Below are 19,274 nucleotides of genomic sequence, written 5' to 3'. Positions count from 1 at the left end.
ATAGTTGAAGATCATTTGGGACGAGACGAAGCGGATTGTGAATCTCGAGAAGCATGGTCTCGATTTCGCTGATCTTTATTTCGAATTCTTCGCAACGGCAGTGACCACACCCGCCAAGAAGGCGAGATCCAAAGCTGTCGGCCGCCTGAAGGATGGAACGATCGTCGTGATATTCCTGGTGCTCGGCTCGGAAGCAATCTCTGTCATTTCGATGCGCCCTGCCCGAAAAGATGAGAGGAGCATGATCGAATGAACATCAAGCACGAAAAACAGAAAGAATTTCGCCCTGGTCGCGGATATACCAAAGAGGATTGGGACGCGGTCGACAGCCCACCATTGACCGCCGAAGAGATGGCGAGCATGCGGCCGTTCCGGGAAGTCTTTCCCGAGATGGCCGCGAAGATGGAACAGGCCATCGCCGCCCGGGGCCGGCCGAAACTTGAGGCACCCAAGGTAGCTGTCACGCTCAGGCTCGATCCGGACGTGCTCGAAAAATTCAAGGCGTCCGGCAAGGACTGGCGGGCCAAAATGGCCGAGGAGCTGCGCAAGGCAGCCGGCCTCTGAGACGGTCTACCGGCCGGCAGCCAGGATTTCCGCGATGAAGCGGTGAGCCTTGAGCGCATCTTCGCCGGTGACGCGCAGCGGTGCACCGGTTCGAACCGCATCGATGAAATTCCCGATCAGGGCGCGGTGCATTTCATGGCCGAAGGCCATCGGGTTGGCCCCTGTCCCGCTGCCCGTTTTCTCGCCGCCTTCCGTGATGCTGGTGCCGTCCATGAATGCGGCTTTCAGCGTATCGCCGGTCAAGACTGCCGTACCGTGGGTGCCGAGCAGCTCGATGCGCTCCGGCAGGCCGGGATAGGCGCAGGTGGTGGCGTTGAGCGTCCCTATCGCCCCGTTTTCGAACGCGAAGGTCGCCGTCACCAGATCCTCGGTTTCCATCGCATGGATAGGGCTGGTGCGGACGAAGGAGCAGACGTCTTTCGGGGTACCGGCATAACTCAGCAGCAAGTCGATCGTGTGGATGCCCTGGGTCAGCAGCACGCCGCCGCCGTCGCGTGCCATCGTGCCGCGGCCCTCGACGTCGTAATAGCTCTGGGGCCGCCAATTGCGGATCGCGGCGGACGCCTCGATCAACTGTCCCAGTCGACCGGATCTGACGATCTCGTCGAGTTTCAGCGCTGCCAAGCGGAACCGGTTTTGCAGCACCATGGCCAGCAGCACGCCCGCTTGCTCCGCAGCCCGGACGATCGCTTCCGAGCGCTCGAACGAGATATCGAGCGGCTTTTCCAGCAGGATATGCTTTTTCGCCGCTACGCAGCGCTCTACGAGTTCCAGGTGGCTGCTCGGCGGGGTGAGGATCAACACGGCCTCGATCGTCTTGTCCGCAAAGATCGCATCGAGATCGCCGGTCGTGGGGATCGGGTACTGGGCGGCAAATGCCTCACGCCGGGCTGCAGTCTGGCTGAAAGCCGCGACGCATTCGATTCTGTCGGACAAATCGAGCACGGCGCGGGCGTGGTGCCCCGCGGCCATGCCAAGCCCGATCATCGCCACTTTCAGTTTGGTCATCGTCCACTCCCCCTCAATATCCGTTTTCAGCCGAGAACTTCGAGCGTGCGCATGATGCCGCGCAATTCCGCCAGGCCCTTCAGCCTGCCGATGCAAGAATAGCCGGGGTTTATCTTCTTGCCTATGTCGTCGACGATCGCGTGGCCGTGGTCCGGTCGCATCGGGATCTGCCAGTCCACCCTGCCCTCGGCCTTGCGGCGCTTCTCTTCAGCCATCAGCGCCATGGTGACCCGTACCATGTCCGTATCCCCGTCCAGATGCTCGGCCTCATGGAAGGAGCCATCGCCTTCCTTGGTGACGTTGCGCAGGTGGGCGAAATGGATGTCGGGTCCAAATTCTCTGGCCATCGCCACGAGGTCGTTCTCCGGATTGGCGCCGTAGGAGCCGGTGCAGAGCGTGATACCGTTCGAGGGCGACTTCACGGCCGCAAGGAGCCCGCGTGCATCGGAAGCCCTGCAGACCACCCGCGGCAGGCCGAAGAGCGGGAATGGCGGATCGTCCGGATGGATCGCCATCCTGACGCCCGCCTCTTCGGCAACCGGGATGATCTCGTTCAGGAAGGTGAAGAGGTTTTCGCGGAAACCAGTCTCCGACAGTTCCTTGTAGATATCCAGCATGCGGTTGAGGCTCTGCCGGTCGTAGACGAATTCGCGGGCCGGCACCCATTCGATCAGGTTGCGTTCCAGCCGGGCGAGATCGCTCTCGCTCGCCGTCTTCAGCCAGTCTTGAGCCTTGGCGATGCGGTCGACGGGATGGTCCTGCTCGGCGCCGGGGCGTTTCAGGATAAAGACGTCATAGGCGCAGAATTCGACGATATCGAAACGCAAGGCTGTGCCGCCATGCGGCATCTCGTATTCGAGGTCGGTGCGCGTCCAGTCGGTGATCGCCATGAAATTGTAGCAGACCGTCCCGATGCCAGCTTTGGCGACCGCGCGGATCGAGGCCTTGTAGTTGTCGATCAGCTCGCGGTAACGGCCGGTGCGAGTCTTGATATCCTCATGAACGATGATGCTTTCCACCACCGACCAGGTGAGTCCGGCCTCCTCGATGATCGCCCTGCGCTTCAAAATCTCGTCGTCCGGCCAGATACGGCCGTCATTCAAGTGATGCAGCGCACTGACGATGCCGGTCGCGCCCGCCTGTTTCACATGCGAAAGCGTGACCGTGTCGTCCGGCCCAAACCAACGCCAAGACTGTTCCATCGTATTGCTACCTTATGCTTGTCAGCCGCGCCGCATGCCGGTGGCGGCATCGAAGACATGGCTGTTGGTGGGCGCAAGCGCCAGATTGAGCACTTCGCCGGTCTTGATGAAAAGTCGCTCGCGCAGCTGCGCCGAAAATTTCTGGCCGTCGACCGTCCCCTGCACGAAGGTTTCCGAACCGGTCGGCTCGATATTCGTCACGGTCATCGGAATGCCCTCGTTCCCGGAGGCGATGGCGAGATGTTCGGGGCGGATGCCGTAGCTGACAGCGGTGCCGGGAGGCGCGGAAGCCTCCGGGCCGAGCGGCAGGCGGACGCCGTTTTCAGTCAGCACGGACTTACGATCCTCAGCCACCGTGCCGGAGAGGAAATTCATCGAGGGTGAGCCGATGAAGCTGGCGACGAAGGTGTTGACCGGCTTGTCGTAGAGCTCCAGCGGCGCGCCGACCTGCTCGACGATGCCATCCCTCATCACCACGATCCGGTCCGCCATGGTCATCGCCTCGATCTGGTCGTGGGTGACGTAGACGGTGGTCGTCTTGATGCGGGCGTGGATGTCCTTGAGTTCCGCGCGCATCTGCACGCGCAGCTTGGCGTCGAGGTTGGATAGCGGCTCGTCGAACAGGAAAACCTTGGGGTTGCGGACGATGGCGCGGCCCATGGCGACGCGCTGGCGCTGGCCGCCGGAGAGCTGTTTCGGGTAACGCTTGAGGTAATCGGTCAGCCCCAGGATACGCGCTGCGTCGGTGACCCGCTCGGCAATCTCCTCCTTGGATTTCTTGGCCAGCCGCAGCGAAAAGCCCATGTTCTCGGCGATCGTCATATGCGGATAAAGCGCATAATTCTGGAAAACCATGGCGATGTCGCGGTTCTTCGGCTCGACCTCGTTGATAACGCGCCCGTCGATACGGATCGTGCCGCCGGAAATGTCTTCGAGGCCGGCGATCATCCGCAGCAGCGTGGACTTGCCGCAGCCGGAGGGCCCAACGAGGACGACAAAGGCGCCATCCGGCACATCGACCGACACGCCCTTGATGGTCTCGAAGTCGCCATAGGCCTTGCGGACGTTCTGGATTTCAACGGAAGCCATGAGTTTATCCTGAAACTGTTCGGGTTTGAGGCTTCAACCGATCTGCGGCGTGAATGGCTGCGAGCAGGCTGAGGCCGGTGTGATAGCCGGGATCGAGATCCGGCGTCGCGGGCACGAAATCGACCGGGCCGTCCTTGGTCATGGTCTGGTAGGCGATCGGCGGTGTGCCGCGCCAGTAGCGCTCAAAGAAGGCGGCATGCGCGGTCTTCCAGACGCTGAGGCTGGCGGCGCTACCGGTGCGCTCATGAGCGAGAGCCGCCGATCGGATGGTTTCCGGCAGCGACCACCAGGGACAATAGGGGCTCTGTGCCTCGCCGGTCTTGATGGAAACCGTAAGCGTGATGCCGGGACCGACGAAGCCTTTTTTGAAGGACGAGACGAGGATGCGTTCCAGCGTCTCGATCAGTGCCGGATCGGCGAGGTCGGCGAGGTAGTCGAGCGCAAAGCCGACGAACTCGATTCCGTGGCCGACATTGCAGTTGTCCTCGCCTGGTACGTTGCGCAGCAGACCGGTTGCGGCGTCATAGTGCCTGTCGATGACATGGGCGATGAAGCGGTCGGCAAAGGCGAGATGCGCCGTGTGGCCGGCGCGTTTCAACATACCGGCAGCACCGAGCAGGATCATCCGCGGGCCGAAATCATTGGCCTGGACGGCGAGGCTATCGAGTGAGAGTGGCCGGCGTTCGTCCATCTGGAAACGGCCGGTTTCGATGGCAGTGATTACCCGGTCGAAATAGGCGAGATGGTCGGCAATATCCTGCAGGCCATAGCGGCTTGCGGCGGCCACCAGCCCCTTGGCCACGAAGGCGTCGGAATAGGTGTAGATCAGTGCCGGCTTTTCCTGGGTCTGGACCACGTTCGCCTGATCGGCATAGACGGCCCGCATGTCACGGTCGTAACAAAAATAGGCGTGGCCATCCGGCTTCTGGAGCGCCGCCAGAAGGGCGTAGAGGCGGCGGCCGGCGGTATCGAGCTTTTCAGCCAGGGGCGGCAGTTCCGCGCCGAAGAGCTCGGCATGGGTGACGACCGCTTCCAGTCCCCGTCCCTGGATCCAGCCATAGGTGTAATCCGGACCTCGAACACCGTCTTCCGCGCCATAGTCGTTCAGTGTCAGGCTGTTCTGCTTGGTGTTCAGGAACCCGCCGCCGAGCATCGGTCGCCGCAGCATCCAGTAGAGCGTGCCGGCATTGGCTGCGGCGTAAGTGGTGCGGGCTTCTTCAAAGAAATCCATCGCCGTCGTCACTCCTTGAGGCCGGTGCTGGCGACGCCCTGCACGAAATTGCGGCGCAGGATGACGAAGAGCAGGATGGACGGAATGAGAACGGTGGCGGAGGCGGCGCTGAGGCGGCCGAGATCGACCGTGAAGCCGGTCTGGAAAAGCGCCAGGCCCACTTCGATCGTGTAGCTGGTGCGGGTCGTTGTAACGATCATCGGCCAGGCGAAGGCGGTCCAGGCTTGGAAGAAGGCGAGGACGGCGAGTGCGCCGAGCGCGCCGCGCAAGAGTGGCAGGACGATGTGCAGGAAAATCCAGAACTCGCCTGCGCCGTCGATCCGGGCGGCTTCCAGGAGTTCGTCGGGGATCGAGTGGATGACGTTCTGGCGGATCAGGAAGATACCGAAACTCATCACCAGATAACCGAGCAGCAGGCCCCAGACGGAATTGAGGATGCCGAGGCTCTTGGCCTGGAAATAGAGCGGGATCATGTAGACCTCGAACGGCACGATGGCGGTTGCGAGGAACAGCGCGAAGAGGATGTTCATCGTCCGGAAGCGGAACTTGCCGAAGATGTAGCCGGCGATCGCCGAGGTGGCGACGATGGCGATGGTCGACATCACCGCAAAGGCGATGCTGTTGGCGATCCAGCGCAGGAGCGGCGTTTCGCCGAGCACCGCGGAGAAATTAGCGATCGTCGGGTCGCGCGGGATGATGGTCGGCGGCCAGCTAAGCATTTCCGCCGGCGTCTTGAAGGCATTGGCCACCAGGAACACCAGCGGCAGCAGCATCAGGATCGAGACGATGATCAGGAACACGTCGATCGCGAAGTTCGTCATCCGCTTCTTGCGGCGCAGGCGCAGGCCCTCGGAAAGCTCTTCGGTGGTGGGCTCGATATAGTTCACGGAATTGGTGGTCATGCCTTGCCCCTTTCCCGCAGCATCGAGAACTGGATGAGCGTCAGCGCGAGAACGATAACCAGAAGCACGACGGCCTCGGACGCCGCGTAACCGACGCGGTAATTGCGAAAGCTGTTTTCCAGCATGTCGAGAACCAACACCCGCACCTGCCGTCCGGGCGCCCCTTGCGCATCGGATGCCAGGACGAAGGCCTGGGCATAGACGTTAAAGCCGGAGACCAGCGTCACGACCGAGACGTAGAGGGTGATCGGTTTCAGCATCGGGATGGAGAGATGCCAGAAACTCTGCGGCCCGGAGGCGCCGTCAAGCTTGGCGGCTTCATAAAGCGAGACCGGCAGGTTCTTGAAGCCGACGATATAGATCAGCACCGCGTAACCCAGCGCCTGCCAGGAGCAGAGCACGATGATGCAGATGACCGACAGGACCGGATCGAACAGCCAGGATTGCGCCGGGATTCCGAAGAAGGTCAAAAGCGCATTCAGCGGCCCGAGCCGGGCGTCAAAAATCCATTTCCAGGCCATGGCGGCCGGAACCAGCGACACGACATGCGGAATGAAGATCGCGGTCTCGTAGAAGCCGGCCATCCGAGAGCGGGTGCGGTGGAAGATCAGTGCAGCGATGATCAGCGCCATCGGAATGGTGAGGATCAGCACGCCGAAAGCGATGATCGTAGTATTGACCAGCGCATCGATGAACAGGTGGTCGCCCATCAGCTCGCGGAAATTCGCGAGGCCGACGAAGGGCTTGTTCTTCGACAGGATGTCCCACTTGAAAAGGCTGAGCCTCAGCGTGTCGGCGATCGGATAAAGCCGGACATAGGCAAAGACTGCCAGGGTCGGCAAAATCGCAAGGATCGCAAAAATCCATCTTTTGCGCTTCAGCATAGAGTTTGGCCTGTAGACAGCAGGGTTCGGCCGCGGCGCGGGTCGGACCCAGGATCCCCGTTTTAAGTGCCCGGAGCAATGATGCTCCGGGCCCATGCGATTGGCGAGTGCTGCCGGCGATTATTTCGCAGCCAGGCCTTCGCGGGCGAGGATGGTGTTCACTTCGTCGCTGGCCTTCTTGAGGAAAGCATCGATCTTGGCATCGTCGCTGGCAAGCGAGGCGTCGCCGAAGGCGACGACGAGCTGGGCGGCAACGCGGGTCAGGATCTCTTCGATCGGGCCGATCGACGGCAGCGTGAAGAACTCGTAGCCTTTCGGATAGTCGACGAAGGCAGCAAACGCCGGTTGCTTGGACGTGACGGCCGAATAGTCGACACCCGAACGGTTCGGCAGCCAGCCGACGTTCTGGAGCAGCCAGACGAGGTTGTCCGGCGAATTGGCAGCCTTTGCAAATTCCCAGCCGACCTTGGCATCGGCGCCCTTGCCGGCGACATAGAGGTTGGTGGGCAGGGCGATGGAACCCTTCGGCAGCGGCGCGGTGGCGTATTTCAGATCCGGAGCCTTCTTGGCGATGTCGCCGATCACCCAGGATTCGCGGATGAACATGGCGGTCTGGCCGCGCTCGAAGGCATCGGCATCAGCCGGCATTTCCGGGGTGACCGTCTTGGTGGTGAAGATGTTGGTGAGATACTGTTTCAGCGCCTTGCGGCCAGCTTCATTGGCGAAATTGGGCTTCCACTTGCCGTCGCCTGCGGGAACGAGGATGGCGCCGCCATATTGATGCATGTTGATCCAAAATTTCTCCGCAATGCCCTGGCCACCACCCGAGAGACGCATGCTCCAGCCCGACACCGTCGCCTTGCCGGAGGCATCGCGCTTGGTCAGCTTCTCGGCATAGGCGGAATATTCCTCCATGGTCTTCGGCGCGGCCGTCAGCCCCGCAGCCTTGAACATGTCGGTGTTATAATAGAGAGCACCCTGGCCTCGGAAGAGCGGCATGCCGTAGATCTTGCCGCCCTGGCCTGCCGTATCGCTGAAGAACTTGTCGAAGTTCTTCGGGTCCTTCACGAAAGTCGAGATATCGGCCGGCGCCTCCGGCAGAAGATCGTTTTCGAGGTAACGGGTGGCGGTCGAGCCGGAGAGCTCGATAACCGTCGTGCCGTCCTGGCCGCCGGTAAGGCCGAGCGCGACGCGTTTTTCATGCTCGCGAAGAGCGATCGCCTCGACCTTCACCTCGAGTTTCGGATAGGCGGCCTTCATGCCCTGCGCGACATGTTCGTAGAACGGCGCCATTTCCGGATAACCGCTCCAGACCGTCAGCGTTTCGGCCGAAACGGTGGACGCGCCCGAGAGAAGGGCGGCGCCGAATGCCGCGCTCATAAGCAGCGCGCGGGTCGAAATTCTGGTCTTTGCTGATCTGTTTTTCATGTCCCTGTTCCCTTGTTGTTGTTTGATAAAAAGCTCTCATGCAACCGGTTGCGTGTCAAGCATCGGATCGTTTGTCGCCGCCCGTCGGCTCATGCTGCCCCGCCTCCACTGGAGGTGGCTTTCGCGAGTTCGATAGCGCAGGCCGCGAGCGCTTCCGCCGAGCCCGACGCGAAGGTGGCCGCCAGGCCGTAATAACGGTGCGCCTCGTCCACTTCGTATCCACCGAACGGGAATTCGCCGGCCGGCGGGATGTAGCCAGGATTGTCATCGGCAAAACCGATGACGAAGGCCGGCTTGTCGGCTCCGAGTGCTGCGCGGATCGACAGCGCCGTCTCCGCAAAGATCTCGCCCGGCAAAGCGACGATCGGTACACCGCCCCAATCGAGCACGGTCACGCGCGCCGCAAGTGGCTCGGGTTTGAGGGGCGCGATGTCGCGCGCCCAATCGGCCCAATAGAACAGCAGGCTTTTGCGGGCAGGTTCGGCGGTGAGTGCCTCTTCCCGCCAGCGATTTTCGAGAGTTTGGGGGGCTTCGGTCTCGCGGCGCTCAAAGGCAAGGCTGAGGGTGCCATTTCGGGCGGTCGCGGTATCGGGCACCGGCTGCTCAGGAGCGACAAGCGCCGCATCGGCGATCTTGCGGCCGATCCGTTCGGCTGAAGCAAAGCTGCGGTCTGGGTTCGTCGCGAGCGAGATCGAGGCATGCGCCGAATGGCCGGTATTGGCGTCGCCGACGCAGCCGGTCATGAACAGGGCAACGGCACCGGGATGGGCTTCCTCCAGCGCCTGCCGCACGAAATGCGGATAATCCGCCGTCCAGAGAAGATTGTCGGCCGCCAGCACCACCGGGTGGCAGGCATAGGCGGTGACGACGGCGATCATGTCGCCATCCGCGGCGCGGATGCGAAGGAGCGGCAGGGAAGCATCCACGGGTCCGCCCGGATGGCGCCGATTGCGCGCAATCCCCGGATCGCTCCCCTGCCCCACAGTGATGGTTGCCGGCCGGCGCGCGGCCGCGGCCTTGTCGATGGCTGCGACGCATGCGTCTTCCAGCCGCTCCAGATAGGCCGGATCGGCGGCGATGCTGAGCCGTCCGGCCATGGAAACCGGACCGCCGTGATTGTGGAGTGCTGCGGCCACCACGTTATCCGCCGGAAGGACGCAGCGCTTGCGGATCCGGTCGCTCGTCGCTGCGTCGATGCCGATGACATCGGCGACGACAACTGCCGTATCGCCGACCACCACGGCGCGCGCCGTCAGGGCATCATGGGCGCCTTTGGCCGGCAGGGTGCGTGCCGCAAATCCGGACATCGCAAGACCGGGCGGCGGGGTGATATCGACGATGGCGGCTCCGACCGGGATCATGCGCAGGACGCCTTTTCGCCGTGGACCCAGGTTTCGCGGATAGACAATTCACGCTCGCCTTCCGACCATTCGAAACGGATGAGATCGGCCCGCGCGCCGACTTCCAGCAGACCGCGCCCGCCGACGAAGCGACCCGGATTTGCCGTTGCGAGCAGAAGCGTATCGGCAAGCGGGAGGCCCGCCATCTGCGACGCGATCGCGACATTGGCGGACAGCGGCAGGCTGGCGCCGGCGAGATAGGGCGTGCCGGCAACGCCGATGCGGCCTTCGGCAGACACCTCGACGCGGCCGCCGACTGGCTGGTCGTAGATGCCGGCGGGCATGCCGGCGAGCGCCACCATGTCGGACACGAGGATCGCCCGATCCGGACCCTTGGCGCGCAGCATGGCCTTGAACGTATCGGCCGGCAGGTGCCAGCCGTCGGCGATGAAGCTGGCCGTCAGCCGGTCATCGGCAAGCTGCGCCCAGATGAAATTCGGGTGGCGCGGCAGCATGGCCGCGGCGCCGTTGCCGAGATGGGTGGAAAGGACCGCACCCGCCGCGGCGGCCGCATGGATTTCCTCCGGCGTCGCGGCGGTGTGGCCGAGCGCCACGTGAACGCCTCTGGCCGTGAGCGCGCGGATATAATCGACGCTGCCCTCATGTTCCGGCGCAAGCGTCACCATCGAGACCAGATTGCCGGAGGCCTGCTGCCAGCGGTCGAATTCCGCGATCGACGGCGGGCGGACATGCGCCAGCGGGTGCGCGCCGCGCGGACCGTCCTTGTCGGAGATCGACGGGCCTTCGACATGTATTCCCGGCACCATTTCGGCGATCAGCCGGTGGCCGGCGCGGATTCTTGCGATATCGGCGAGCGCCTGAAGGATGGAAATCTTGGAGGCCGTGATGATGGTCGGCAGCCAGGTGGTCACGCCGACGCCCAGCATCTCCTCGCAGAGGGAAAGGAGGATGTTGGCGGTGACTTCGCCATTGTTCAGGTCGAAGCCGCGATAACCGTTGACCTGTAGGTCAATCAGGCCGGCGGAGAGATAACGCGGGCTGGTATTTTCCGCCGGGCGGATGGCGGCAATCCTGCCGTCGGCGATTTCGATCGCAAAACCTTTGCCGGTGCGGGGATCGATACCGTCGACGACCATGGTCAGAGCGCCCTCACCCGGCCTTGGAAATTGGCGATGAAACGGCCGTTCGCCTCGTCGCCTCCCGGCGCATTGCCGCTGCGCCAGACCGGCGGCTCGATGCCGCGCTCGACAAGCTTCGCTACCGTGCGGATCACCAGGCAGTTCAGCGTGAATGCGTTGGCGAAGGTGGAGATCGCCGCAATGTTTTCGCCCATGCCGGGGACCTTCACGACCGCATCGCCGATCGGCACCTTGCAGTCGATGGCGATGTCGACGATGTCGTGGAGGTTCTGCCTGGTTGGATGGCGGGCCGGATGATCCGGCGAGGTTTTCGAGGCATGTTCGCGAGAGCTGACGCCGACCAGGAAGGCGCCGCGGCGTTTGGCTTCCAGCGCGGCATCGATCAGCGCGGCGTTGATGCCGTAGGCGTTGACGAGGATCAGCAGGTCGGTGTCGCCGAGCCGCTGGTTTGATATCACCACCTTGCCGTAACCGGGCGTACGCTCGATCGCCATGGAGCGGAGCGCGCCGTTCGATAGCAGCGTACCCTCGTCGAGAATGGCGCTGATATGCATCAGCCCGCCGGCGCGGAAGAAGACTTCCTGCGAGGCGAGATTGGAATGACCGCCCGGGCCGTAGATATGCACCAGCCGGTCGGCGGCGATCTGGTCGGCGAGCTTGGCCGCGGCCTGGTCGAGCGGCGTTTTTTCCTCTTCCAGGACTCGCCGCATCAGGGCTTGGGTCGAGGCGAAATAACCTTCGCAGAGCGCATCCGCATCGATGACGGGGTGATCAGGCATCGGGGTCGGAATCCTTATCGATATAAAGGGTGCAGGCGGCGTGGAAGCGCAGGACGCTTGCCGGGCATTCGGTGGTCAGCGGGCCGTAAAGCGTCTTCGAAACGGCGTCGCGCTTGACGGCGCCCGGCACGACGCAGAACATCCGGTCGGCTCTGAGCAGGCGCGGCACCGTCAGCGTGATCGCCTCGTTGGGGACGGACGCGAGATCCGAAAAACAGTCGTCATCGACCTGCTGCTGGCGGCAGATATCGTCCAGCTCGACGATCTTGACGTCCAGCGGGTCGTTGAAATCGGCGACTGGCGGGTCGTTGAAGGCGATGTGGCCGTTGACGCCGATGCCGAGGCAAACGAAATCGATCGGCGCCTCGTTCAGCAGGCCGGAATAACGGCGCACCTCGGCGCTCGCATCCGGCTCAGGGGTGATGCGGTGCACGGCGGCGAATGGCAACTTGGCGAACACATGCTCGTCCAGCCAGTTGGCGAAACGCGCCGGCGAGGAGGGCGAAAGGCCGATATATTCGTCCATGTGGAAGGCGGTAACGCGGCCCCAGTCGATACCCGGCACGGCGCAGAGCGCCTTCAGCATGTCGGCCTGGCTGGGGGCGGCGGCAAAGACCATGCGGACTTCCGTCTGGTTGGCGAGGCGCTCGGTCAAGGCGGCGGCAATGTCGGCGGCCGCAGCGGCGCCCATCTCGGCCCGTGTTGCAAAGCTTTCGACCGAGAGGCGGTCGAAAGTCCGCCGCGTTTCCGGCGAAGGACGATGGGCGGTGGCGATGGTCAACGCGGTCTCCATGTCTGCAGGGTCGCACCGGCAGGCGGGCTTCGCCTCGCCGCATCCGTTGCAGGTCCCTTATCTGTAGCAAAAGACTTCCATGCAACCGGTTGCATGTCAAGTGGATGAATGTCAGTCTTCGCGTCAGAATTGATAGCGCTGCGGACTTCATGCTAAGTGCCAGGCCAAACCGGCGAGTTCTCAATTTCCATGATCAAGCGGACCAAGGGCGTCACTATCAGCCAGGTCGCCGATGCGGCAGGCGTTGCGCGTTCCAGCGTCTCGCGCGCCTTCACGCGGCCGGACATGCTCTCCCCTGAAACAGTGACCCGCATCATGAAGGCGGCAGAAGCGCTCGGTTATGTGCCGAACCACACGGCGCGGGCGCTCAGCACCGGGCGACACGGCAATGTCGGGCTGATCGTGCCGGATATCGCCAACCCGTTCTTTCCGCCATTGATCCAGGCGGCCCAACTGGAGGCGGACCGTTCCGATTTCTGCATCTTCCTCGGCAATACCGAGGAGAACCCGACGCAGGAAGACAAGCTGGTCGGCCGGTTCGCAGGCCAGGTAGAAGGCTTGGTACTCGCCTCCTCCCGCCTTTCGGACGAGCGCATCCGCGCCCATGCAAACCTGCTGCCGCTGGTGCTGATCAACCGCGATGTCGACGGCATTCCGCGGGTGCTGATCGACAGCGGATCGGGCGTCCGCGAGGCGGTCGAACATCTCGCCAAGCTCGGCCACCGCCGGATCGTCTATGTCAGCGGCCCGTCGAATTCCTGGTCGAACAAGCAGCGCCGCACCGCCATCAAGGCCGCCGCATCAAAGCTGGATATCGTGGTCGAAACCGTGCCGGCGGTGCTGGCGAGCTACAATTCCGGCCGCAACGCCGTCAGCGCGATCCTGGCCACCGGCGCCACGGCGGCCGTCGCCTTCGACGACCTGACGGCGCAAGGCGTGCTGGCCGGGCTTTCCGAAAAGCGGGTCTCGGTGCCCGGCGATTTCAGCCTGATCGGCTGCGACGACGTGCTTGGCGCCGTCACCTATCCAGCGCTGACATCGGTCTCCAATCGGTCTACGGAAGCCGGCCGGGTGGCCGTTTCGCTGCTCCTCGACATGCTGCAGTCGCGCGCCATCCGCGACGTGCGCTACGTGCTGGAAACCCATCTCGTGGTGCGCAATACGACGGCCGCAGCACGATAGGCGGGAACCTTGCCGGCAGCGGCCGGTTCGGGAGGATATCCAATCTTCCACGGGAGATTTCCATGCCCAAGAAGAACAAGAAGAAATGGTCGCAGGACGTGACCGAACATAGCGATGCGATGCACCTGAAGGATGGCGTGTTCAAATCGCGCAGCCCGAAAAAGATCGCCGGCTCCCTCCAGCACTCAGCAGAGGAGAGCCATCGCCGCAAGTCGAGCCCGTTCCAATCGGCGATGTCGATGCTGAATTTCTACATCAACCGCGCCGGCGGCCAGCTTTCGAAATCGCGACGCGTGACGCTGGAAAAGACCAAGGATGAGCTTCGCAAGGATTTCGGCCGTGAACCGAAGCATTAAGATTACCCCGCCGAGCCTCGATGCCATGACCTCCGCTGCCGATACCACTCTCGAAACGATCCTCTTCGAGCCCGGCGACTGGGTGCCGAACAATCCCGAACTGCCGGTGCTGGTCTATCGGCAGGCCGTCGCGGCGGAAGGCGAGATGGCGCCGAAGTTCGAAAGCCGGTTCAGGGAGAATGGGTGGAAGGGGATCTGGCGCAATGGCGTATTCGACTATCAGCATTATCACACCGGCGCGCATGAAGTGCTGGGGATCGCCGGCGGCCGGGCACGGCTGCTGATCGGCGGGCCTGACGGCACGGAACTCAGCGTCCATGCCGGAGACTGCCTGATCCTGCCCGCCGGCACCGGCCATATGCGGATCGACGCCAGCCGGGACTTCCTGGTAGTCGGCGCCTACCCGCCCAGGCAGGAAGCGGATATCCAGACGAGGCCGGCGAGCGAGGCGCAACTTGCCAGGATCGCCAACCTGCCGCTTCCAAAGACCGACCCGGTGGGAGGCGCCACCGGCGCACTTCTGCGCGCCTGGCCGCCACGCCGATCTTAGAGTCTCACGCTCCAGGCGGCGGGCGGAACAACGGTAACGGTTCGGCTTCTGGAGTGGCGAGATCTCGTGTTTTGAGCCTCGAAATCGCCCAAAAATCAGGCCTCGAGCCGCCGCGGCATAAGCGCGGCCATCCCGCCCATTAGATTTTGGCCGGAAGCCACTTTCACACCGGCAGGGCATTTGACGACCCCCAAAATGTATGGCTACCTTATATTTTAGCGCGAGCGGGAGGAGACTGTTCGCGTTATCACATTCCGGCCTCGCCCACGATGTTCCGGACTGACTCTAGGAGGAGAGTGCAGTGAAGAAATTTTTAGCAGGCGCCCTGGCGCTGGTGTTTTCCGCATACGTTCCGGGAGGTACGGCCACCGCCGCCGACGACAACTACCCGAGCCGGCAGATCACGCTGCTCGCCGGTTTCCCGGCCGGCAGCGGCGCGGACGTCTATGCCCGCTTCTTCGCCAAGAAGCTCGAAGAACAGCTTAAACAGACCGTCATCGTCGACAACAAGCCGGGCGGCCTCGGAAGCCTTTCGGTCGTCGCGCTCAAGAACGCGAAGCCGGATGGTTATACGATGCTGATCGGCTCGGCCGACCAGTTTACCGCGGCGCCCTACGTTTTCAACGCGCCGCCTTATGATCCGCTCAAGGACTTCGACTATGTCGCGCCGGTGTTCAGCCAGGCGTTCATGATGCTGGTCAACGCCAAGTCGCCCTACCAGAAGATTTCCGACCTGACCAAGGCGATGAAGGAGAAGGGCGCCAAGGGCTCCTACGCCACGTCGAACTTCCCGTCGGTGATCCTGGCCGAAATGTACAAGGCCAATACCGGCGTGCCGGACACGCTTCAGGTGCGTTACAAGACCAGTGCCGACTCGCTCAACGACTTTGCAAGCGGCGCCATCGACTACATGGTCGGCGACCCGGTCTTCGGCCTTGCCCGCTCGCGTGACGGAACGCTGCGGGTGCTGGCCGTCAGCACGGCGAAGCGCATTTCCTCCGTCCCGGATATCCCGACTTTCGCGGAAGAAGGCGTGCCGAATGTCGACGTACGCATCTGGTGGGTTCTCGCCGCGCCCAAGGGCACGCCGAAGGATATTCTCGACAAGATGCACAAGGTGATGACGCAGGTCACCACCAGCGAAGAAGCCCGCAAGTTCGTCGGCACCAATGGCGGCGAGCCGATGACGCTCGACAGCCCGAAGGCGACCCTCGACTACGCGACGATGGACACCAAGCGCTGGGAAGAGTGGGCCAAGATCGGCAAGATCGAAAAGCAGTAAGCTTCCGGACGTATGACCGTATCAGGAAGGCCGGAGCGATCTCCGGCCTTTTTCTGTTTCAACTCGTCCGAAAATAGGGGCCAAGACGCCTCTCAGGAACAACTGCGGATTGATCATCTGCATCAACAGCTTCGCCGAAGATGCAGGCCCGAAGCGTGAGAAAGCGCGTGAGTCAGGCAATTTTATCGGAACCAGCACCGCCGCTCGACAGTTAGACCGCAAATTCGACGGCTCTAATCTGCGGCGAGGCAAAACCGATGAACACGCGCCCCCAATTCATCGCCGGGACATCCCTCGCGCAACTCCCACCTCAGATTTACTACGTTCATCCCCTGATGCTGAGAGGGCTCGACGCCTGGCGGGAGCTTTTCGCGCATGCCAGGGATCTCGGCTTCGACACGGTGCTGACGGCGCCGCTTTTCGAACGGGGCCACAATGCCAGCGTCTTCGTGACGAAGAATTTCGATCGGCTCGACCCCGAGCTTCAGATCGGTTCCTCCGTCGAGGACGGCATCAAGGCGCTGATCCGGGCGGCAGGCGAAAGCAAGGTCAAGCTGATGCTCGACCTCGTAGTCGACCGGGTCGCGGTGGATGCGGAACATGCCGGGCCGATCCTCGCCGATCCGCGTGTCGCGCCGCGGGACAGCTGCAGCCGCGGCATCGATTTCATGAACGAAGCCCACCATATCGAGGACTGGCGCAACCGCATGGCGCGGCTTGCCGGCCTTGGGGTTGCCGGTTTCCGCTGCCTCGGCATCGGCCGCCTGGCGCCGGAAGCCTGGTACGACCTGATCGTCTCGACCCGCAAGGCCACACCGGAAACCACCTTTCTGGCATGGACGCCAGGCACCTCGTTCGAAGATCGACGGGCGCTCGAGGGCGCCGGCTTCGACGGCAGTTTTTCGTCGCTTGCCTGGTGGAACCTTGAGGAGCGCTGGATCCTCGACGAATACCAGATCCAGCGACAGCTCGGTTATCAGGTCACGTTTCCGGAAGCACCTTTTGGCAAACGCATCGCCCATGGCACCGACAGCTGCGAAGTGCTGCAAAGGAAGGCTGTCCGGTCGCTGAAACTCGCATCGACCTTCGCAAGCGGGCTGATGATCCCGATGGGTTTCGAATTCGGCGCTTCCACGCCGCTCGATCCCCTGCATGGCGATGGGATGGGGCTCAGGGGCCTGCGCGAACAGGGCTCGTTCGATCTCTCGATCGATATACGCAGCGTCAATGCCGGTACCAACAAGACCGCTGCCGGCTTCGCCCGGCAGCCGCTGCGTCTCATCTCCACCAGCCAGACGCCGGCCGTGGCATTGATGCAGACCGACCGGGAAGACGTGCGTTCGGCGCAGAAGGTGCGGGTGGTGGTCCTGAACCGCGATCTGCGGCGTGCCGTGGCTGCGCCATTCAACGCGCTTCGCGAGGCTGCCTCACCGTTCCTGCCGCTCGAAGCGCCGGAGGCGGATGGCGAAGCCTTTGCCGCACAGCTCAAGCTGAAACCCGGTGAGATCAGGATATTCGAGGGCCGGTCGTCGGTGCCGATCGTCGATGCCGTGCCGGTGCCGGCCGTGGACAAGGCGACCGCTTCCCCCCGGCTGGCAATCGAGAAGATCACGCCTTCCGTCGATGACGGCCGTTTCGTGGTCAAGCGGGTCGTCGGCGAGACGGTGAAGGTCGAGGCGGATATCTTTGGCGACGGCCACGATCCATTGGCGGCGGCGCTGCTTTGGCGCGCAGCCGACGAGACGGAATGGACCGAAGAGCGCATGCGGCTCGTCCTCAACGATCGCTGGAACGCGGAATTCACGCTGAAGCGGATGGGGCGTCACGAGTTTCTGATCGAAGCCTGGCGCAATCCCTTTGCGATCTTCCGCTACGAATTCGTGAAGAAACACGAGGCGCGGCTCGATCTTCGGCTGGAAATCCAGGAGGGCATCAACCTCGTTCTCGATGCGCTGGACAACTCTTCGGGCAGGATCAAGACCCGGCTCAAAACCCTGTTCGACAAGCTGACCGAGGTGCAGGACCCGCAGCGCACGGAAATCCTGCTGGCGCCCGAGACCGCCGATCTGATGGCGGAGGCCGACCGTCGGCCATTCAAGGTCCGTTCGCAGGCGATCCCCGTGGATGCGGAGCGTATCGCTGCCGGTTTCGCCAGTTGGTACCAGATCTTTCCCCGCTCGCAGAGTGGCGATCCCAACCGGCACGGCACCTTCGACGACGTCATCAAGCGGCTGCCCGCCATCCGCGACATGGGCTTCGACGTCCTTTATTTCCCGCCCGTCCACCCGATCGGCAAGACCAACCGCAAAGGCCGCAACAACTCGCTGAGCCCCGCGCCGGACGATCCGGGCAGCCCCTATGCGATCGGCTCGGAAGAAGGCGGTCATGACGCGATCCATCCGGAGCTCGGCACGTTCGAAGACTTCCGCCGGCTGGTGGATGCCGCCCAGGAAGAGGGCCTTGAAATAGCGCTCGACCTGGCGATCCAGGCTTCGCCCGATCATCCGTGGCTGAAATCACATCCCGGCTGGTTCGACTGGCGGCCGGACGGGACGATCCGATATGCGGAAAACCCGCCGAAGAAATACGAGGACATCGTCAACGTCGATTTCTACGCCCATGACGCGATCCCGTCGCTCTGGGTCGAGCTTCGCGACATCGTGCAGAAGTGGGTCGACAACGGCGTAAAATTGTTCCGCGTCGACAACCCGCACACGAAACCCTTCCCGTTCTGGGAGTGGCTGATCGCCGACATCCGCGCGCGGCATCCGGATGTCGTCTTCCTGTCGGAAGCCTTCACCAAGCCGAAGGTCATGTACCGGCTCGCCAAGATCGGCTTCTCGCAGTCCTACACCTATTTCACCTGGCGCAATGCCAAATGGGAGCTCGAGCAGTATATGCGCGAGATCACCACCGAAGAGCCGAAGGAGTTCTTCCGGCCGCATTTCTTCGTCAACACCCATGACATCAACCCGGACTTCCTCCAGAACGCGCCGCGGCCGGCCTATCTGATCCGGGCAGCACTTGCCGCGACGCTGTCCGGCCTCTGGGGCGTCTATAACGGCTTCGAACTCTGCGAAGGACGGCCGGACGCCAAGCGCAAGGAATATGCGGACTCGGAGAAATACGAGATCCGTGCCTGGGACTACGACCGCCCGGGCAATATCAATGGCGAGATTACCCTGCTCAACCGGCTCCGCCGCGAGAACCCGGCGCTGCATTCGCATCTCGGCCTGCAGCTTCTCACCGCCTGGAACGACAACATCATGTTCTTCGAGAAGGCGAGTGCCGGTCGCGAGAACGTCCTGCTGATCGCGATCAACCTCGATCCGCACAACGCGCAGGAGGCGAATGTCGAAATACCGCTCTGGTCATGGAACCTCCCGGACCATGGCGCACTTGACGTCGAAGACCTGATCACCGGCCAAAAGTTCACCTGGACCGGCAAGATGCAGAGGTTGCGGCTTGATCCCCATTGGGGCCTGCCCTTTGCGATCTGGCGTGTGAGATAGGGGAGGAAAGCA

Annotated in this window: 18 protein-coding genes; 7 read left to right on the top strand and 11 right to left on the bottom strand. The window is 62.8% G+C overall.

Going from position 1 to position 19,274, the window contains the following annotated elements; genetic code table 11:
• The first annotated feature begins 4 nt into the window (after positions 1 to 4).
• Together RG540_RS02700 and RG540_RS02695 are read left to right on the top strand one after the other, a co-directional pair.
• Positions 5 to 253, top strand: a complete 249-nt coding sequence (locus RG540_RS02700) for a BrnT family toxin (protein WP_038584250.1) — start codon at positions 5 to 7, stop codon at positions 251 to 253.
• On the top strand, positions 250 to 564 hold the full coding sequence (locus tag RG540_RS02695; protein WP_038584248.1) for a BrnA antitoxin family protein: 315 nt from the start codon (positions 250 to 252) through the stop codon (positions 562 to 564). The genes RG540_RS02700 and RG540_RS02695 overlap by 4 nt, the downstream gene beginning before the upstream one ends.
• A 6-nt stretch (positions 565 to 570) precedes the next feature.
• Here RG540_RS02695 and RG540_RS02690 read toward each other — a convergent pair whose 3' ends face one another.
• The 11 genes from RG540_RS02690 to RG540_RS02640 all read right to left on the bottom strand — a co-directional run bounded on the left by RG540_RS02690 (position 571) and on the right by RG540_RS02640 (position 12,368).
• The gene (locus RG540_RS02690) at positions 571 to 1,572 is read right to left on the bottom strand and encodes a Gfo/Idh/MocA family protein (RefSeq protein ID WP_038584247.1); all 1,002 of its coding nucleotides are present in this window, start codon (positions 1,570 to 1,572) and stop codon (positions 571 to 573) included.
• A gap of 26 nt (positions 1,573 to 1,598) precedes the next feature.
• Positions 1,599 to 2,774 carry a mannonate dehydratase gene (uxuA, locus tag RG540_RS02685; RefSeq protein ID WP_038584245.1) on the bottom strand — a complete coding sequence of 392 codons (1,176 nt, stop codon included), beginning with the start codon at positions 2,772 to 2,774 and terminating at the stop codon, positions 1,599 to 1,601.
• Between the two features lie 21 nt (positions 2,775 to 2,795).
• Positions 2,796 to 3,863, bottom strand: coding sequence for an ABC transporter ATP-binding protein (locus RG540_RS02680; RefSeq protein ID WP_038584244.1), 1,068 nt, complete (start codon positions 3,861 to 3,863; stop codon positions 2,796 to 2,798).
• A 4-nt stretch (positions 3,864 to 3,867) separates the two neighbouring features.
• Positions 3,868 to 5,094, bottom strand: a complete 1,227-nt coding sequence (locus tag RG540_RS02675) for an AGE family epimerase/isomerase (protein WP_038584242.1) — start codon at positions 5,092 to 5,094, stop codon at positions 3,868 to 3,870.
• A gap of 8 nt (positions 5,095 to 5,102) precedes the next feature.
• Positions 5,103 to 5,996, bottom strand: coding sequence for a carbohydrate ABC transporter permease (locus tag RG540_RS02670; protein ID WP_174479274.1), 894 nt, complete (start codon positions 5,994 to 5,996; stop codon positions 5,103 to 5,105).
• Positions 5,993 to 6,880 (bottom strand): carbohydrate ABC transporter permease, encoded by an 888-nt coding sequence (locus RG540_RS02665; protein WP_038584240.1) that lies wholly within the window; start codon positions 6,878 to 6,880, stop codon positions 5,993 to 5,995. The genes RG540_RS02670 and RG540_RS02665 overlap by 4 nt, the downstream gene beginning before the upstream one ends.
• Positions 6,881 to 7,000: 120 nt before the next feature.
• Positions 7,001 to 8,308 carry an extracellular solute-binding protein gene (locus RG540_RS02660; protein ID WP_038584239.1) on the bottom strand — a complete coding sequence of 436 codons (1,308 nt, stop codon included), beginning with the start codon at positions 8,306 to 8,308 and terminating at the stop codon, positions 7,001 to 7,003.
• A gap of 89 nt (positions 8,309 to 8,397) precedes the next feature.
• A complete protein-coding gene (locus RG540_RS02655; protein ID WP_038584237.1) occupies positions 8,398 to 9,669 on the bottom strand; it encodes a neutral/alkaline non-lysosomal ceramidase N-terminal domain-containing protein in 1,272 nt (423 codons plus the stop codon).
• On the bottom strand, positions 9,666 to 10,805 hold the full coding sequence (locus RG540_RS02650; RefSeq protein ID WP_038584235.1) for an N-acetylglucosamine-6-phosphate deacetylase: 1,140 nt from the start codon (positions 10,803 to 10,805) through the stop codon (positions 9,666 to 9,668). Before RG540_RS02650 ends, RG540_RS02655 begins: the two co-directional genes overlap by 4 nt.
• Positions 10,806 to 10,807: 2 nt before the next feature.
• Positions 10,808 to 11,587: a sugar isomerase domain-containing protein gene (locus RG540_RS02645; RefSeq protein WP_038584233.1), complete on the bottom strand. Its 780-nt coding sequence runs from the start codon at positions 11,585 to 11,587 to the stop codon at positions 10,808 to 10,810.
• Positions 11,580 to 12,368 carry a 6-phosphogluconolactonase gene (locus RG540_RS02640; protein ID WP_244446611.1) on the bottom strand — a complete coding sequence of 263 codons (789 nt, stop codon included), beginning with the start codon at positions 12,366 to 12,368 and terminating at the stop codon, positions 11,580 to 11,582. The genes RG540_RS02645 and RG540_RS02640 overlap by 8 nt, the downstream gene beginning before the upstream one ends.
• 201 nt (positions 12,369 to 12,569) lie before the next feature.
• Between RG540_RS02640 and RG540_RS02635 the strand changes: the two genes are divergently transcribed.
• The 5 genes from RG540_RS02635 (at position 12,570) to RG540_RS02615 (ending at position 19,262) form a co-directional block, all read left to right on the top strand.
• On the top strand, positions 12,570 to 13,562 hold the full coding sequence (locus RG540_RS02635) for a LacI family DNA-binding transcriptional regulator (protein ID WP_038584231.1): 993 nt from the start codon (positions 12,570 to 12,572) through the stop codon (positions 13,560 to 13,562).
• A gap of 62 nt (positions 13,563 to 13,624) precedes the next feature.
• On the top strand, positions 13,625 to 13,918 hold the full coding sequence (locus tag RG540_RS02630; protein ID WP_038584229.1) for a DUF3175 domain-containing protein: 294 nt from the start codon (positions 13,625 to 13,627) through the stop codon (positions 13,916 to 13,918).
• Between the two features lie 25 nt (positions 13,919 to 13,943).
• Complete coding sequence (locus tag RG540_RS02625; RefSeq protein ID WP_038592918.1) at positions 13,944 to 14,468, top strand: cupin; 525 nt, start codon at positions 13,944 to 13,946, stop codon at positions 14,466 to 14,468.
• A gap of 301 nt (positions 14,469 to 14,769) precedes the next feature.
• Positions 14,770 to 15,750, top strand: a complete 981-nt coding sequence (locus tag RG540_RS02620; RefSeq protein ID WP_051909225.1) for a Bug family tripartite tricarboxylate transporter substrate binding protein — start codon at positions 14,770 to 14,772, stop codon at positions 15,748 to 15,750.
• Between the two features lie 257 nt (positions 15,751 to 16,007).
• Positions 16,008 to 19,262 carry a maltotransferase domain-containing protein gene (locus RG540_RS02615; RefSeq protein ID WP_046599429.1) on the top strand — a complete coding sequence of 1,085 codons (3,255 nt, stop codon included), beginning with the start codon at positions 16,008 to 16,010 and terminating at the stop codon, positions 19,260 to 19,262.
• Positions 19,263 to 19,274 lie beyond the last annotated feature (12 nt).

Origin of the sequence: Neorhizobium galegae bv. orientalis str. HAMBI 540 (assembly GCF_000731315.1) — a bacterium.
Taxonomy (GTDB): domain Bacteria; phylum Pseudomonadota; class Alphaproteobacteria; order Rhizobiales; family Rhizobiaceae; genus Neorhizobium; species Neorhizobium galegae.
This window is presented reverse-complemented; position numbering and strand designations above follow the sequence as displayed.

Bases quoted from the DNA above. Each gene is read 5' to 3' on its own strand.
- RG540_RS02680 (WP_038584244.1), bottom strand. From the start codon at position 3,863: ATGGCTTCCGTTGAAATCCAGAACGTCCGCAAGGCCTATGGCGACTTC.
- RG540_RS02655 (WP_038584237.1), bottom strand. From the start codon at position 9,669: ATGATCCCGGTCGGAGCCGCCATCGTCGATATCACCCCGCCGCCCGGT.
- RG540_RS02645 (WP_038584233.1), bottom strand. From the start codon at position 11,587: ATGCCTGATCACCCCGTCATCGATGCGGATGCGCTCTGCGAAGGTTAT.
- RG540_RS02630 (WP_038584229.1), top strand. From the start codon at position 13,625: ATGCCCAAGAAGAACAAGAAGAAATGGTCGCAGGACGTGACCGAACAT.
- RG540_RS02670 (WP_174479274.1), bottom strand. From the start codon at position 5,996: ATGACCACCAATTCCGTGAACTATATCGAGCCCACCACCGAAGAGCTT.
- RG540_RS02660 (WP_038584239.1), bottom strand. From the start codon at position 8,308: ATGAAAAACAGATCAGCAAAGACCAGAATTTCGACCCGCGCGCTGCTT.
- RG540_RS02690 (WP_038584247.1), bottom strand. From the start codon at position 1,572: ATGACCAAACTGAAAGTGGCGATGATCGGGCTTGGCATGGCCGCGGGG.
- RG540_RS02665 (WP_038584240.1), bottom strand. From the start codon at position 6,880: ATGCTGAAGCGCAAAAGATGGATTTTTGCGATCCTTGCGATTTTGCCG.
- RG540_RS02650 (WP_038584235.1), bottom strand. From the start codon at position 10,805: ATGGTCGTCGACGGTATCGATCCCCGCACCGGCAAAGGTTTTGCGATC.
- RG540_RS02625 (WP_038592918.1), top strand. From the start codon at position 13,944: ATGACCTCCGCTGCCGATACCACTCTCGAAACGATCCTCTTCGAGCCC.
- RG540_RS02695 (WP_038584248.1), top strand. From the start codon at position 250: ATGAACATCAAGCACGAAAAACAGAAAGAATTTCGCCCTGGTCGCGGA.
- RG540_RS02615 (WP_046599429.1), top strand. From the start codon at position 16,008: ATGAACACGCGCCCCCAATTCATCGCCGGGACATCCCTCGCGCAACTC.
- RG540_RS02635 (WP_038584231.1), top strand. From the start codon at position 12,570: ATGATCAAGCGGACCAAGGGCGTCACTATCAGCCAGGTCGCCGATGCG.
- RG540_RS02675 (WP_038584242.1), bottom strand. From the start codon at position 5,094: ATGGATTTCTTTGAAGAAGCCCGCACCACTTACGCCGCAGCCAATGCC.
- uxuA (WP_038584245.1), bottom strand. From the start codon at position 2,774: ATGGAACAGTCTTGGCGTTGGTTTGGGCCGGACGACACGGTCACGCTT.